Genomic DNA, 14,772 nt, shown 5'->3' with positions numbered 1-14,772 from the left:
ACGCCGAGGGAAGCGGATTTCATCCCTCTGTCACGTTCCGGCCCACGAGGGAGCGGGGCGGGGCTCAGGAGGCCGCGAGATCCCGGTGGATGACCTTGGCGACGCCCTGGATGGTGGCGATGCCGTAGTTCATGGTGCTGTTGCCGTGGGTGAGGACGGTGATCTGGTAGTCGTGGCCGCCGCCCTTGAAGGTGCCCAGGCTGTGCACGCGCCAGCCGTTGGTGGCCCGGGACAGCCAGCCGTTCTTCACCTGGAGGGTGACGTTCGCGGGCTTGCCGTAGGGCGTACCCCAGCGCTGGCTCGCCACGACCTGGCCCATGAGCCGGAGGACGTAGGCGCGGGAGGAGTCGAGGAGCACCGTGTTCTTGGCGGTGAGCAGCCCGAGCAGCTTCTGCTCGTCGGTGACGGTGATCTGGGTCAGGCCCCAGTAGCCGTTCGCGCCCGGCTTGGTCTGCGTCATCTTCGCGGCGGCGAGGAAGCCCTTGATCTTGGTCAGGCCGAGCTGGTTCCACAGGGCGGTGGTGGAGGCGTTGTCCGACTTGGTGATCATGGCCGTGGCGAGGGTCCGCTCACGGGCGGTCAGGCCCCGCTTGGTCTTCTGCGCGTCCCACAGCAGGGCGGACAGGACCGTGACCTTGACCACGCTGGCGGAGTCGAAGGCGGTGGAGGCGCGCAGGGTGCAGGTGGTGTTGGTGCTGCGGTCGTAGAGGCCCACGGCGACGGTGCCGGCGCGGCCCGCGAGCGCGGCGGTGATGTCCTTCTTGAGTTTGGCGGCGAGTCCCGCCTTGGCCGAGGTGCAGCTGACGGCGGCAGGAGCGGCCGCGGCAGGCGAGGCGGCGGCCACCCCTGTGACGAGGACGCCCACGCCGATCGTGGTGGCGAGCAGTCTCCTCGTGCGTCTGAATGTCCGGTGAGTCATGCAGGATTGACACACGAGTTCAGCGAAAAGTTGTACGAATGAGGGGCCTTGGCGCTCGAAGGGCTCGGGGCCGTTTAGCGGCGGGCGTCTTGACGCCCCGGCGGCCTTCACAGGAGACGACCAGGTCCGGCACAGCGGCCACCCACGACCGGCCTGCAGCATGCGAAGGGTGACCTCAGCCACCGATCCCCTCCCCCAGCCGACCGCCTCCCCCGACCGGCCCGCGACGGCCACGTCGTCGCCGGCGCCGACGTCGTCAGCCGCGCCCGCGCCACCGGAGCGGGCGCCGCGCTGGTCGCTCCCCGCACTGCTCGCGATCCTCGCCCTGGCGGCGGCGCTGTACTCCTGGAACCTCTCGGGCTCGTCCCTCAACAGCTTCTACAGCGCCGCCGTGCTGAGCGGCACACAGAGCTGGAAGGCCTGGTTCTTCGGCTCGTTGGACGCGGGGAACTTCCTGACCGTCGACAAGCCGCCCTTCGCCCTGATGGTGATGGGCCTGTCCTGCCGGCTGTTCGGCTTCGGCACCTGGCAGATGATGCTGCCGCTGATCCTGGCGGCCCTCGCCACCGTCTGGATCGTGCACTCCTCGGTGAAGCGTGTGTGGGGCCACGGCGCGGCGGCCCTCGCCGCGCTGGTGCTCGCGCTGACCCCGATCACCGTCGCCATCAACCGCGACAACAACCCCGACACGCTCCTGGTGTTCCTGATGGCGGGCGGCGCGGCGCTGGCCCTGCGGGCCGTGCGCGACGGCAGGCTGCTGCCGCTCGTCGGCTCGGCGGTCTGCTTCGGGCTGGCCTTCAACACCAAGATGCTCCAGGGCTACATCGCGCTGCCCGCCGTCTTCGCGGTCTACCTGTACGCGGCCAGGCCGACGCCGGTGAAGCGGATCGTCAACCTGCTGGTCGCAGGGGTGGCGCTGGCCGTGTCCAGCTTCTGGTGGGCGGCGGCCGTGTCCCTGGTCCCGGCCGACGAGCGGCCCTACATCGGCGGCTCCACCGACGGCAGCGCCTGGAACCTGATCATGGGCTACAACGGTCTCGGCCGGATCTTCGGCGGCGAGGGCAACGGCGGGGGCGGCGGTGGCGGAGGCGGCGGCTTCTCCGGGGCCGCCGGCATCGGCCGGCTGTTCAACGACGTCCTCGGCGGGCAGATCTCCTGGCTGCTCCCCTTCTCGGCCATCGCCCTCGTCGCCGGCCTCGTCCTGTGCGGCCGTGCGCCGCGCACCGACCTCACCCGCGCCGCGCTGCTGCTGTGGGGCGGCTGGACGCTGCTGCACTACCTGACGTTCGCCCTGGCCGAGGGCACCATGCACCCGTACTACACGACCGCGCTCGCCCCCGGCGTCGCGGCCCTGTGCGGGGGCGGCGGCGCGATGCTGCTGCGCGCGTTCCGCGCCGACCGGCGCTGGGCGTGGGTGCTGCCGCTCGCGCTGGGCGTCACCGCCGTCTGGGCGATCGTGCTGCTGCGCCGGGCGTCCGGCTGGAACACCTGGCTGTGGCCGTCCGTGGGCGTGGTCATGGCGCTGGCGGTCACGGGCCTGTTCGTGTTCCGTTCCGGCGCCCGGGCGCGGCTGCTGGCCGCCTCGGTGGCGGCGGCGGTCGTCGCGGCGGTGGCGGGCCCGGCGGCGTACGCCTGGTCGGTGCCGGCGGGCACGGGAGGCGGCATGGGCGGCGTCAACCCGACGGCCGGTCCGACCACGGGCAACGGCGGCTTCGGGGGCGGTGGCGGACGAGGCGGGTTCCCCGGCGGCGGTCAGGGCGAGGCTCCGAACGGCGCCCAGCGCGGCGGCCAGGACGGCGCTCAGGCCGACGGGCAGGGCGACGGACAGGCCGGCGGCTTCCCCGGCGGGGGTGAACTGCCGGGCGGCGGAACGGCCGGCGGCACGCCTCCCTCCGGCGCGGGCACGGGCGGCGGAACGGCCCAAGGAGGAACGGCCCAAGGTGGGATGGCACGAGGCGGAATGGCGCGAGGCGGGATGGGCGGCGCGAGCAGCGAGCTGATCGCGTACCTGAAGAAGAACCAGGACGGCGCCAAGTGGCTGCTGGCGGTGTCCGGTTCGCAGAGCGCGGCGCAGCTCGTCCTCAGCAGCGGCGAGCCGGTGATCTCGATGTGGGGCTGGTCCGGCAGTGACAACGCGATGACCCTGGCCAGGCTCAAGGAGCTGGTGAAGAAGGGCGAGTTGCACTACGTCCAGCTCGGCGGCGGCATGGGCGGCGGCCCCGGTGGCGGCTCCACGGCGAGCTCCGAGGTGACCGCGTGGGTGCAGAAGAACGGGACGGCGGTACAGGAGAGCGAATACAGCTCCGCCGCGGCGACGCAGGAGTCGGCTTCGGGCGACACGTCCGAGAACGCGAACTCCTCCGACTCCAGTTCCGCCAGCGACTCCAACTCCTCGACGATCTACCGCCTGGACGCCTCCGACGTGAACTGACGGACCGTCACCGCGTCACCGACGGCCCCCGCTCGACCGAGCCGGGGCCGTCCTCGCATCCCCATCGCGATCAACTCGCGTAGACAAAACCTGACTTGCCGCTTTCCGTCATCCACTCGACATGCCGGATTCATTTACAAGGCTGCATGTGCATGTCACTCTCCCGATTGCCGCCTCCCCTCGACCCGCGTAGATCGGACACCCCACATGCTGGCTACGACGACCCGCTCACGCCGGTGGAAGACGGTGGCCCTCGCCACCTCCGCCGTCCTGGTCGGTCTCACCGCCCCCGCCCTGACCGCGACCCCCGCCGCGGCCACCACCACCGCGTACGACCAGACGTACTACAAGAACGCGATCGGCAAGTCGGGGACGAGCCTGAAGTCGGCCCTGCACACGATCATCACCCCGCAGACGAAGATCTCGTACTCCGCGGTCTGGAACGCGCTGAAGGTCACCGACCAGGACCCGAACAACAGCAACAACGTGATCCTGCTGTACAGCGGCGTCTCGCGCAGCAAGTCCCTCAACGGCGGCGACCTCGGCGACTGGAACCGCGAGCACACCTGGGCCAAGTCCCACGGCGACTTCGGCGAGGTGACCGGTCCCGGCACCGACCTGCACCACCTGCGCGCGGCCGACGTCCAGGTCAACAGCATCCGCGGCAACAAGGACTTCGACAACGGCGGCAGCGCGGTCAGCGGCGGAGGCGGCAGCCTCACGGACTCCGACTCCTTCGAGCCGCGCGACGCGGACAAGGGCGACGTGGCCCGCATGATCCTCTACATGGCCGTGCGCTACGACGGCGGCGACGGATTCGCCGACCTCGAACCGAACGAGAAGGTCAACAACGGCAGCAACCCCTACATGGGCAAGCTGTCCGTCCTGAAGCAGTGGAACGAGCAGGACCCGCCGAGCGCCTTCGAGGAGCGCCGCAACCAGGTCGTCTACGACACCTACCAGAAGAACCGCAACCCGTTCATCGACCACCCGGAATGGGTCGAGGCCATCTGGTAGCGAAGGCAGTCCGGTAGGGGAACGCCGTCAGCCCAGGTGTGTCGGCGCGAACATGCGCAGGACCGCGGGGAGCACGACCACCGACGGGCCCGGGGTCGCGAGGGCCCGCGCCAGGTCGGCTCGCAGGGTCTCCGGGGTCGTGCGCGTGGCCGGCACGCCGAAGGACTCCGCCAGGGCGACGAAGTCCGGGCCGGTCAGCTCGGTGGCCGTGGCCCGGCCGAACGCGTCGGTCATGTACTCGCGCAGGATGCCGTAGCCGCCGTCGTCCACGATCAGCCAGGTCACGGGCAGGTCGTGCTGCCGCGCGGTCGCGAGCTCCGCGATCGAGTACATCGCGCCGCCGTCGCCCGACACCGCCAGCACCGGGCGGGTCGGGTCGGCGGCCGCCGCGCCGAGCGCCGCCGGGAAGGCGTAACCGAGGCCGCCCGCGCCCTGGGCGGAGTGCATGAGGTTGGGCCCCTTGGCGTCGAACGCGGACCAGGCCCAGTACGCGAGGATCGTCATGTCCCAGAAGGACGGGGAGTCGGCCGGGAGCGCCCCGCGCACCGACGCCAGCACCTCCTGCTCCAGGGTGAGTTCCTGGGCGGCGATGCGGTCGGCGACCTTCGCGAGGAGGACGCGGACCCGCTCCGGGGCGGCAGGGTCCCGGCGCTCGTCCACCGTCTCCAGCAGCGCCTGGAGCGCGAGACGGGCGTCCGCGTGGATGCCCAGCGCGGGGTGGTTCGCCTCCAGCTTCCCCAGGTCCGCCTCGATCTGGATCACCCGGCCGCGAGGCGCGAACGTGTGGTAATTGGACGACAGTTCGCCCAGGCCCGAGCCGACCACCAGCAGGACGTCCGCATCCTCCAGGAAGTCGGTGGTGTGGCGGTCCTCCAGCCAGGACCTCAGGGAGAGGGGATGGGTCCAGGGGAAGGCGCCCTTGCCGCCGAAGGTCGTCACCACGGGCGCGTCCAGCCGTTCCGCGAGCTTGCGCAGCTTGCCCGAGGCGTCCGCCCGGATCACCCCGCCGCCCGCGATGATCGCCGGGCGCTCGGCGCGGGAGAGCAGGTCGGCTGCCACGGCGGTGAGTTCGGGGCGCGGGGGCAGTTCCTCGGGGAAGGCGTCCCCGACCGTCACCGCCGGGAGCGGCGTCGCCGCCGACAGGACGTCCTGCGGGATCTCCACCCATACAGGGCCGTGCGGGGCCGTCAGCGCGGACTTCCAGGCCGCCTCGATCGCGGACGGGATCTGGGACTGCGCGCGGACGGTGTGGACGGACTTGACGATCCCCCTGAACGACGCCGCCTGGTCGGGGAGTTCGTGCAGATGGCCGCGACGGCCGCCGCCCAGCCCGGCCGTCGGCACCTGGCTGCAGATCGCCAGCACGGGCGCGCTGGCCGCCGCCGCCTCCTGGAGCGCGGCGAGCGACGTCAGGGCTCCCGGGCCCGTCGACAGCAGCAGCGGCGTCGCCTCGCCGGTGACACGGCCGTAGGCGTCGGCGGCGAAGCCCGCGTTGTTCTCCACCCGCAGGCCGACGTAGCGCAGGTCGGAGCGGCGCAGGGCGTCGAACACGCCGAGGGCGTGCTGGCCCGGCAGGCCGAACACGGTCGTCGCGCCGAGCCCGGCCAGCGTCTCCACGACCAGGTCTCCGCCGGTGCGGCCGGGAGGAGGGTTCAGCGCGGCCTCCGTCTGAGCGGCGGTCGGGCGGAGCACCAGGTCGTGGTCGTGTGTCACTTCGCGCGGGCCTCGGCAATCTGGCGGGACATGATCGTGGTCAGTTCGTACGCCGTGTGGGACGCGGCCACCGACGTGATCTCCGCGTGATCGTACGCGGGCGCCACCTCGACGACGTCCGCGGAGACCAGGTTGCAGGACGCCAGGCCGCGCAGGATCTCCAGCAGCTCGCGGGAGGTCATGCCGCCGGCCTCGGGCGTGCCGGTGCCGGGCGCGTGGGCCGGGTCCAGGCAGTCGATGTCGATGGAGATGTACAGGGGCCGGTCGCCGATGCGCTGGCGCAGCTGGTCGGCGACCTCGTCGGCGCCGCGACGGTAGACGTCCGCCGAGGTGACGATGCCGAAGCCCATCTTCTCGTCGTCGGTGAGGTCCTGCTTGCCGTAGAGCGGGCCTCGGGTGCCGACGTGGGAGAGCGCCTCGGTGTCGAGGATGCCCTCCTCGACCGCCCGGCGGAACGGCGTGCCGTGGGTGTACTCGGCGCCGAAGTAGGTGTCCCAGGTGTCGAGGTGGGCGTCGAAGTGGAGCAGCGCGACCGGGCCGTGCTTCTTGGCGACCGAGCGCAGGAGCGGCAGGGCGATGGTGTGGTCGCCGCCGAGGGTCATCAGGCGGGCGCCGGTGCCGAGCAGGTCGTCGGCGGCCGCCTCGACGGTCTCGACGGCCTCATGGATGTCGAAGGGGTTCACCGCGATGTCACCGCCGTCCGCGACCTGCGCGAGGGCGAACGGGGAGGCGTCCTGCGCCGGGTTGTAGGGCCTGAGCAGCCGGGAGGCCTCGCGGATGGCGTTGCCGCCGAAGCGGGCGCCCGGCCGGTAGGAGACGCCCGAGTCGAACGGCACGCCGACGACGGCGACGTCCGCGCGGCCGACCTCGTCGAGGCGGGGCAGCCGGGCGAAGGTCGCGGGACCGGCGTACCGGGGGATCCGCGAGGAGTCGACCGGGCCGCGCGGCGTCTCGTTGCTGCTCATGAACTGCCTTCTTTCCTACGCGTCGTCGCATATGTACTGCTCTGTACCGCTGAAGACGACTGTACTGGGGGGCCACAACCGGGTCGGACACGAGTTCGGGCCTCGGTGCGCGTGCCGACCCTAGGTGGCCGCGACGAGGCCCGGAAGTGTACGTTTCCTCCACTCCTCACGCTCGACATGAACGGATTGCACACCGTGTCCGATCCCGCGGTCCCGCCCACTCCGCCGGTGCCGCTCGCCGCCCTGCTGGCCCGCGAGGACCTGGGCCTGCGGCAGATCGCCGGGCCGTCCGGGCCCGGCCTGGCCGTCCACTGGGCGCACACCTCGGAGATGGCGGACCCGTACCCGTACCTGCTGGGCGGTGAGCTGCTGCTGACGGCGGGGGTGCACATCCCGCAGGCGGCGGGCCCGGAGGAGCACTTCGACGCGTACGTCGCCCGGGTCGTCGCCGCGGGCGGGGCCGCGCTCGGTTTCGGGCTGGCGCCGGTGCACGACAGGGTGCCGCCCGCGCTGGTCGCTGCCTGTGACGCGCACGGGCTGCCGCTGCTGGAGGTGCCGCCGCAGACCACGTTCTCCGGGGTCGCCCGCGCCGTCTGGCAGCTGATGGCCGAGGCCCGGCACGCCGAACTGCGCCGGGTGGCGAAGGCGCAGCAGAGCCTCGCCGCCGCGGCGTCCCGCCCGGATCCCGTCCCCTCGGTCCTGCGGCAGCTGGCCCGGCGCGTGGGCGGCTGGGCGGTGCTGTACCGGCCCGAGGGCGTCCAGCTCGCGGCGGCGGGGCGCGAGCCGGGGAGCGGAACGCGGGAGGCGCTGGCGGAGCTAGCGCGGGCCGTCGTCGCGCGGGGCTCCGCCACCGCCAGCGACACCGCCGCGGACGGCGACCGTCTCACCGCGTACGCGCTGGGCGCGGGGCGCGGTCTCGTGCTCGGGGTGGCCGCCTCACGGCGCGAACCCGGCGACCACACCGTCGTCTCCGTCGCCGCCGTGCTGCTGTCGCTCCTGACCGCAGGGCACCGGACCGCCACGGGGGCGGCCCACTCCTCGGCCCTCGTGCGCCTCCTCCTGGGCGCCGCCCCCGAGGAGGTGGCCCCGCTGCTGGGCGGTGGGCGGTGGCGGGTGGTGCACGGGCGGCCGCAGGGCCGGGCGCCGGACGCCATGGCCGCGTCGGCGCTGGGGGCCGCGCTCGGGTCGGCGCTGGTCGACTCCGGAGAACGAGCCGAGCAGGGGGCCGGGGACGGGATGGTACGCGTGCTCGTGCCGGCCGGGCGGGAGCCGGTCGCGCAGGAGGGGTGGACGCTCGGGGTGAGCGCCGCCGTGGAGCCCGGCGAGTGGGCGGTCGCCGACGTGCAGGCGGCCCGCGCCCTGGCCCGCGCCCACGCGACGCGCACCCCGCTGGCCCGGCACGGCGCCCGCTCCGCGCTCACCGACCTGGTCCCGGCCGACGACGCCGAGGCGCACGCCCGCGCCCTCCTCGCGCCGCTCGCCGGCGCCCCGGCGCTCACCGAGACCCTGCGCACCTGGCTCTCCCTGCACGGCAGTTGGGACCGGACGGCGACCGCGCTGTCCGTGCACCGCAACACCGTCCGCCAGCGGATGGCCCGCTGCGCCGCCCTGCTCTCCGTCGACCTGAACGACCCGGACGTGCGCATGGAACTGTGGTTCGCGCTGAAGCGCGGGTGAGGGGACCCCTCGTGAGACTGACGCGGCGGGCGGTCACCGCCTCATGACGGCGATCACTGCCTCATGACGGCGGCGGCTGCCTCACAATGAGGAGCATGCCGATACCCGGGACTCCCAGTCGCGACGAGCTCGTCGCCCATCTCGTCCGAACCCGTATCGCGGGGGACGTCGCCACGCCGCGCGAGAACAACCTCTCCCACTACCGCCAGCTCGCGAACGGCGTGCGCAACTACTGGTTCGGGCTGGAGTTCGGCGACCGCTGGACCGACGAGCAGGACGTGCTCGCCGTGATGGCGGAACGGGTCGGCGTCAACGACGACCCCGAGTTCCGCTACGGGCAGGACACCATCGACCCCGAGCTGACCGTGGACGCCCTGGACCGGCTGGCGGGCCGGCTGCGCAAGGCGGCCGAGGACCGCCAGCGGGTGCTGTTCGCCACCGGCCACCCCGGCGGCCTGCTCGACGTGCACCACGCCACCGCGGCGGCCCTGCGCCGGGCCGGCTGCGAGATCGTCGTCATCCCGGACGGGCTGCAGACGGACGAGGGGTACGTCATGCAGTTCGCGGACGTGGCCGTCCTCGAACACGGCGCCTCCCTGTGGCACACCCACTCGGGCGAGCCGATGAAGGCGATCCTGACCGGCCTGGAGCGCGAGGGCCGCCCGCTGCCCGACCTGGTCGTCGCCGACCACGGTTGGGCGGGCTACGCCGGACAGCACGGCGTCGACTCCGTCGGGTACGCCGACTGCAACGACCCCGCGCTGTTCCTCGCCGAGGCGGAGGGCACCGTGCAGGTGACGGTGCCCTTGGACGACCATGTCGTCAGCCCGCGCCACTACGACCCGATGACCGCGTACCTGCTCGCGGCGGCCCGACTGCCTTAGCGGGCGGGGCCGGTGTCAGCCCCTGAAGCCGCCGTAGAGGTCCCAATAAGGGGCGTTCCCGTAGAAGAAGTTGTAGGGGTTGAACGGGTTGAAGAACGGGCTCAGGCCGTAGAAGCCGCTCACGTTGCCGGGGAAACCGCCCCGATAGCAGTTGCCGTACCACCAGGAGCCGTCGTAGCAGTGGCGGCTGTGGTTGCGGTCCAGGGAGGCGGTGGACGCCGACGCGGTGCCCGCCGTGCCCACCACGATGCCGCCGGCCAGCAGCAGGCCGGCGGCGGACGTCACGGCGAGACGCCTCACCCGTTGTGCTCGCATGGGAATCACCTTTCGCTCCATCGTCGCCCGCGCGCCCTTCGAAGAGTTCGACGGGGCGCCGGAGGGGTGGATGGCCGCAGCCGCGAACAGACGTCGCGGGAGGGTCTTCCGGATGTCACCGCAGGCGTCGAGGGGGCACGGGGGGCGGCCGGCGAGGTCTCGAGGCGATCGCCGGGGACGCGTTCCGCGTGAAGCGGGAACCGGTCTGCCGGGTGTGCCGCGCGTGCGGCGTTCGGACTTCGAGCCTAGTCGCGGGGCCGCGCCCCGGCATCTCGGACACCGCCCCGCACGTCCCGCCCGCCCGTCACCGCGGGACCCGGACCACGCCCTCCTGGATCACCGAGACGGCGAGGCGTCCGTCCTGCGTGTAGATGCGGGCCTGGCCGAGGCCGCGGCCGCCGTGCGCCGACGGCGACTCCTGGTCGTACAGCAGCCATTCGTCGGCGCGGAACGGGCGGTGGAACCACATCGCGTGGTCCAGCGAGGCGCCGACGACGTCACCGACCGCCCACCCGCCGCGGCCGTGCGCGAGGAGGACGGAGTCCAGCAGCGTCATGTCGGAGACGTAGGTGGCCAGCACGACGTGCAGCAGCGGATCGTCCGCGAGCTTGCCGTTGGTGCGGAACCAGACCTGGCTGTGCGGTTCGCGCGGCTCGCCGAACCTGCCGTACGGCGGCTCGTCGACGTACCGCAGGTCGATGGCCTCGCGGGCCTCCAGGAACTTCTCGACGACGACCGGGTCGAGATGGTCGTAGCCGCGCAGCCGCTCCGCGGAGGTGGGCAGGCTCGCCGGGTCGGGCGAGGACGGCACGGGGGCCTGGTGGTCGAGGCCCTCCTCGTACGCTTGGAAGGACGCGGAGAGGGTGAAGATCGGCCGGCCGTGCTGGACGGCGACCGCGCGCCGGGTGGTGAAGGAGCGGCCGTCGCGGATGCGCTCGACGTTGTAGACGATGGGCGCGCCCGGGTCGCCCATGCGCAGGAAGTACGCGTGCAGGGAGTGGGCGTGCCGGTCCGCTGGGACGGTGCGCCCGGCGGCGACCAGCGCCTGGGCCGCGACCTGCCCGCCGAAGACGCGCGGGACGACGGCGGACCGGGACTGGCCGCGGAAGATGTTCTCCTCGATCTGCTCGAGGTCGAGCAGATCGAGGAGATCCTGAAGTGCCTGGCTCATGGAGTCAGTTGTATCCGCCGGTAGTTGCGTCCGGCTTACAGGCCCATGTCCTTCGCGATGATCGACTTCATGATCTCGCTGGTGCCGCCGTAGATGCGGTTGACGCGGTTGTCCGCGTACAGGCGGGCGATCGGGTACTCGTTCATGAAGCCGTAACCGCCGTGCAGCTGGAGGCAGCGGTCGATCACGCGGTGCGCGACCTCGGTGCAGAACAGCTTCGCGGAGGCGGCCTCGGCGGGCGTCAGCTCACCGGCGTCCAGGGCCTCCAGCGAGCGGTCGGCGACGGCCTCGGCGGCGTCCACCTCGGCCTGGCAGGCGGCCAGCTCGAACTTCGTGTTCTGGAACGACGCGACGGTCTTGCCGAAGACGGTGCGCTCCTGCACGTACTGCTTGGCGAACCGGACGGCGGCCTTGGCCTGCGCGTACGCGCCGTAGGCGATGCCCCAGCGCTCGGAGGCCAGGTTGTGGCCGAGGTAGTAGAAGCCCTTGTTCTCCTCGCCGAGGAGGTCCTCGACGGGCACCTTCACGTCGACGAACGCAAGCTCGGCCGTGTCGGAGGTCTTCAGGCCCAGCTTGTCCAGCTTGCGGCCGACGGAGTAGCCCTCCGCCTTGGTGTCCACGACGAAGAGGGAGATGCCGTAGCGGCGGTCCTCGGCGGTCGGCGCGGAGGTGCGGGCGCAGACGATCATGCGGTCGGCGTGGACGCCGCCGGTGATGAAGGTCTTGGCGCCGTTGAGGACGTAGTGCGTGCCGTCCTCGGAGAGCTTGGCGGTGGTGCGCATGCCGGCGAGGTCCGAACCGGTGCCCGGCTCCGTCATCGCGATGGCCCACATCTCCTCGCCGGAGACGAACTTCGGCAGGAAGCGCTTCTTCTGCTCGTCCGTGGCGAGAAGCTTGATGTACGGCAGGCCGAGCAGCACGTGCACGCCGGAGCCGCCGAAGGTGATGCCGGCGCGGGCGGTCTCCTCGTAGAGGATGGCCTCGAACTTGTAGGAGTCGATGCCGGCGCCGCCGTACTCCTCGTCGACGCGGATGCCGAAGACGCCCAGCTCGGCCAGCTTGTAGTAGAAGTCGCGCGGCGCCTGGCCCGCGGCGAGCCACTCGTCGTAGACGGGGACGACCTCGGCCTCGATGAAGGCCCGGAGGGTCTCCCGGAACGCCTCGTGATCCTCGTTGAACACCGTACGGCGCACCGCCGCCACCCTTCTGTGCGCCTAAACCGGCGCCGCTCTCGCGTACCTGGTTGCTCGCCGCGGGGGTGACTCGATCCATGGTTGCGCTTCCCCGTGGCTAAGCGCTTGCTCAGGGCAACCGTACCGGCGGGTAGGGAGGGAGTCCAGGGGGGTGTTCGTAACGCTCGTCACTCCTGTGGGGGTGCGGCCGACGCGAACGCGCCGCGGGCCATGCGGTGCAGGAGCTGCGCCGTGGCCGCGCGGCCGGGGAGGGAGCCCGGGCGGCCCAGGTGGGGGGTGGAGTTCAGCAGGCCGAAGACCGAGTGGACCGCCGAGCGGGCCGCGGGCTCGGGCAGGTCCGGGTACACCGCGCGCAGCGCCTCCACCCACAGCTCCACGTACTGCCGCTGGAGCTGGCGGACCAGCTTGCGGTCGCTGTCGCGCAGGCGGTCCAGCTCGCGGTCGTGCAGGGTGATCAGGGGACGGTCGTCGAGCGCGAAGTCGATGTGCCCCTCGATGAGCGAGTCGAGGACCGCCTCGGCCGGGTCGCCGTCGGCCTCCGCCAGACGGCGCCTGGCGCCGGTCAGCAGCTGCCCGCTGATACCCACCAGCAGCTCCGCCAGCATCGCGTCCTTGCCGGGGAAGTGCCGGTACAGACCGGGTCCGCTGATGCCGACCGCGGCCCCTATCTCGTCCACGCCGACGCCGTGGAACCCGCGCTCGGCGAAGAGGCGCGCGGCCTCCCTGAGGATCTGCTCGCGGCGGGTGGGGGCGTCGGTTCTGGTGGCCATGAAAACAATTCTAGACATCCAGGTTAGCGCTCGTTAACCTGATGGAAATGGTTAACGCTCATTAACAGTCGATCACTGGGTGAGGGGACCGCAAGGATGGAGCAGGCACCGGAGCTGACGAGCGCGGCGGACCCCGCGTCGGAGGCCTGGCGGGCCAACGAGGAGGCCCACCGCGCACTCGTCGAGGAGCTGCGCGGCAAGCTCGCCGCCGCCCGCCTCGGCGGCGGCGAGAAGGCACGCGAGCGGCACACCGCGCGCGGGAAACTGCTGCCGAGGGACAGGGTCGACGCCCTTCTCGACCCCGGCTCGCCCTTCCTGGAGCTCGCCCCCCTCGCCGCCGACGGGATGTACGAGGGGCAGGCCCCGGCCGCCGGCGTGATCGCCGGGATCGGCCGGGTCAGCGGCCGGAACTGCGTGATCGTCGCCAACGACGCCACCGTCAAGGGCGGCACGTACTACCCGATGACCGTGAAGAAGCACCTGCGGGCGCAGGAGGTGGCGCTGGAGAACCGGCTGCCCTGTCTGTACCTGGTGGACTCCGGCGGCGCCTTCCTGCCAATGCAGGACGAGGTGTTCCCCGACCGCGAGCACTTCGGGCGGATCTTCTACAACCAGGCCCGTATGTCGGGCGCCGGCATCCCGCAGATCGCCGCCGTTCTCGGTTCGTGCACGGCGGGCGGCGCGTACGTCCCGGCGATGAGCGACGAGGCGGTGATCGTGCGCGGACAGGGCACGATCTTCCTCGGCGGCCCGCCGCTGGTGAAGGCCGCCACCGGCGAGGTCGTCACCGCCGAGGAGCTGGGCGGCGGCGAGGTCCACGCGCGTGTGTCGGGCGTCACCGACCATCTCGCCCAGGACGACGCGCACGCGCTGCGGATCGTGCGGACCATCGTCTCCACGCTGCCGGCCCGCCCGGCCCCGCCGTGGGAGGTCCGCCCGGCCGTCGAGCCCAAGGTCGACCCCTACGGGCTGTACGGCGCGGTCCCCGTCGACTCCCGTACCCCCTACGACGTACGGGAGGTCATCGCCCGTATCACCGACGGCTCCCGCTTCGCCGAGTTCAAGTCGGAGTTCGGGCAGACCCTCGTCACCGGCTTCGCCCGGATCCACGGCCACCCGGTGGGGATCGTCGCCAACAACGGCATCCTGTTCTCCGAGTCGGCCCAGAAGGGCGCCCACTTCATCGAGCTGTGCGACCAGCGCGGCATCCCGCTGCTCTTCCTCCAGAACATCTCCGGCTTCATGGTCGGCCGCGACTACGAGGCGGGCGGCATCGCCAAGCACGGCGCCAAGATGGTGACCGCGGTCGCCTGCGCGCGCGTGCCGAAGCTGACCGTCGTCGTCGGCGGCTCGTACGGCGCGGGGAACTACTCGATGTGCGGCCGGGCCTACTCCCCCCGCTTCCTGTGGATGTGGCCCAACGCCAAGATCTCCGTGATGGGCGGCGAGCAGGCCGCCTCGGTCCTCGCCACCGTCAAGCGCGACCAGTTGGAGGCGCGCGGCCAGGAGTGGTCCTTGGAGGAGGAAGAGACGTTCAAGGACCCGGTCCGAGCGCAGTACGAGCGCCAGGGCAACGCCTACTACGCCACCGCCCGCCTGTGGGACGACGGCGTGATCGACCCGCTGGAGACCCGGCAGGTACTGGGCCTGGCCCTGACCGCCTGTGCCGACGCGCCGCTGGGGGACCCCCAGTTCGGCGTCTTCCGGATGTGAGGAG

Annotated in this window: 12 protein-coding genes; 5 read left to right on the top strand and 7 right to left on the bottom strand. The window is 72.2% G+C overall.

What is annotated here, in order from left to right; genetic code table 11:
* Positions 1–64: 64 nt before the first annotated feature.
* The gene (locus ACIOC0_RS35185) at positions 65–919 is read right to left on the bottom strand and encodes a serine hydrolase (protein WP_402160082.1); all 855 of its coding nucleotides are present in this window, start codon (positions 917–919) and stop codon (positions 65–67) included.
* A 169-nt stretch (positions 920–1,088) separates the two neighbouring features.
* Between ACIOC0_RS35185 and ACIOC0_RS35180 the strand changes: the two genes are divergently transcribed.
* The gene (locus tag ACIOC0_RS35180; RefSeq protein ID WP_402160079.1) at positions 1,089–3,350 is read left to right on the top strand and encodes an ArnT family glycosyltransferase; all 2,262 of its coding nucleotides are present in this window, start codon (positions 1,089–1,091) and stop codon (positions 3,348–3,350) included.
* A 207-nt stretch (positions 3,351–3,557) separates the two neighbouring features.
* Positions 3,558–4,367, top strand: a complete 810-nt coding sequence (locus ACIOC0_RS35175; RefSeq protein WP_352249748.1) for an endonuclease — start codon at positions 3,558–3,560, stop codon at positions 4,365–4,367.
* Positions 4,368–4,394: 27 nt separating this feature from the next.
* Here ACIOC0_RS35175 and ACIOC0_RS35170 read toward each other — a convergent pair whose 3' ends face one another.
* Positions 4,395–6,080 (bottom strand): thiamine pyrophosphate-binding protein, encoded by a 1,686-nt coding sequence (locus ACIOC0_RS35170; RefSeq protein WP_402160077.1) that lies wholly within the window; start codon positions 6,078–6,080, stop codon positions 4,395–4,397.
* Complete coding sequence (gene speB, locus ACIOC0_RS35165; RefSeq protein WP_402160075.1) at positions 6,077–7,045, bottom strand: agmatinase; 969 nt, start codon at positions 7,043–7,045, stop codon at positions 6,077–6,079. Before speB ends, ACIOC0_RS35170 begins: the two co-directional genes overlap by 4 nt.
* 177 nt (positions 7,046–7,222) lie before the next feature.
* On the opposite strand from speB, the gene ACIOC0_RS35160 reads away from it, so the two are divergent.
* Positions 7,223–8,722 carry a PucR family transcriptional regulator ligand-binding domain-containing protein gene (locus ACIOC0_RS35160; protein WP_402160072.1) on the top strand — a complete coding sequence of 500 codons (1,500 nt, stop codon included), beginning with the start codon at positions 7,223–7,225 and terminating at the stop codon, positions 8,720–8,722.
* A gap of 95 nt (positions 8,723–8,817) precedes the next feature.
* A complete protein-coding gene (locus ACIOC0_RS35155) occupies positions 8,818–9,606 on the top strand; it encodes a phosphatase (protein ID WP_402160070.1) in 789 nt (262 codons plus the stop codon).
* A 15-nt stretch (positions 9,607–9,621) separates the two neighbouring features.
* Here the strand turns inward: ACIOC0_RS35155 and ACIOC0_RS35150 are convergent, their stop codons facing one another.
* The 4 genes from ACIOC0_RS35150 to ACIOC0_RS35135 form a co-directional block, all read right to left on the bottom strand.
* Positions 9,622–9,921, bottom strand: a complete 300-nt coding sequence (locus tag ACIOC0_RS35150) for a hypothetical protein (protein ID WP_402160067.1) — start codon at positions 9,919–9,921, stop codon at positions 9,622–9,624.
* A 304-nt stretch (positions 9,922–10,225) separates the two neighbouring features.
* Positions 10,226–11,092 (bottom strand): acyl-CoA thioesterase, encoded by an 867-nt coding sequence (locus tag ACIOC0_RS35145; protein WP_402160064.1) that lies wholly within the window; start codon positions 11,090–11,092, stop codon positions 10,226–10,228.
* Between the two features lie 35 nt (positions 11,093–11,127).
* The gene (locus ACIOC0_RS35140; RefSeq protein WP_130436650.1) at positions 11,128–12,285 is read right to left on the bottom strand and encodes an acyl-CoA dehydrogenase family protein; all 1,158 of its coding nucleotides are present in this window, start codon (positions 12,283–12,285) and stop codon (positions 11,128–11,130) included.
* Positions 12,286–12,452: 167 nt separating this feature from the next.
* Entirely contained in the window at positions 12,453–13,055 is a 603-nt protein-coding gene (locus ACIOC0_RS35135) for a TetR/AcrR family transcriptional regulator (RefSeq protein WP_389038506.1), read from the bottom strand.
* Positions 13,056–13,151: 96 nt separating this feature from the next.
* Here ACIOC0_RS35135 and ACIOC0_RS35130 point away from each other — a divergent pair, with 96 nt between their 5' ends.
* Positions 13,152–14,768: a carboxyl transferase domain-containing protein gene (locus ACIOC0_RS35130; protein WP_402160061.1), complete on the top strand. Its 1,617-nt coding sequence runs from the start codon at positions 13,152–13,154 to the stop codon at positions 14,766–14,768.
* Positions 14,769–14,772: the final 4 nt, after the last annotated feature.

The organism is Streptomyces sp. NPDC088254 (genome assembly GCF_044740925.1).
GTDB lineage: Bacteria > Actinomycetota > Actinomycetes > Streptomycetales > Streptomycetaceae > Streptomyces.
Note: the sequence above shows the minus strand (reverse complement) of the source record. Positions and strands in the feature narration are given on the sequence as shown.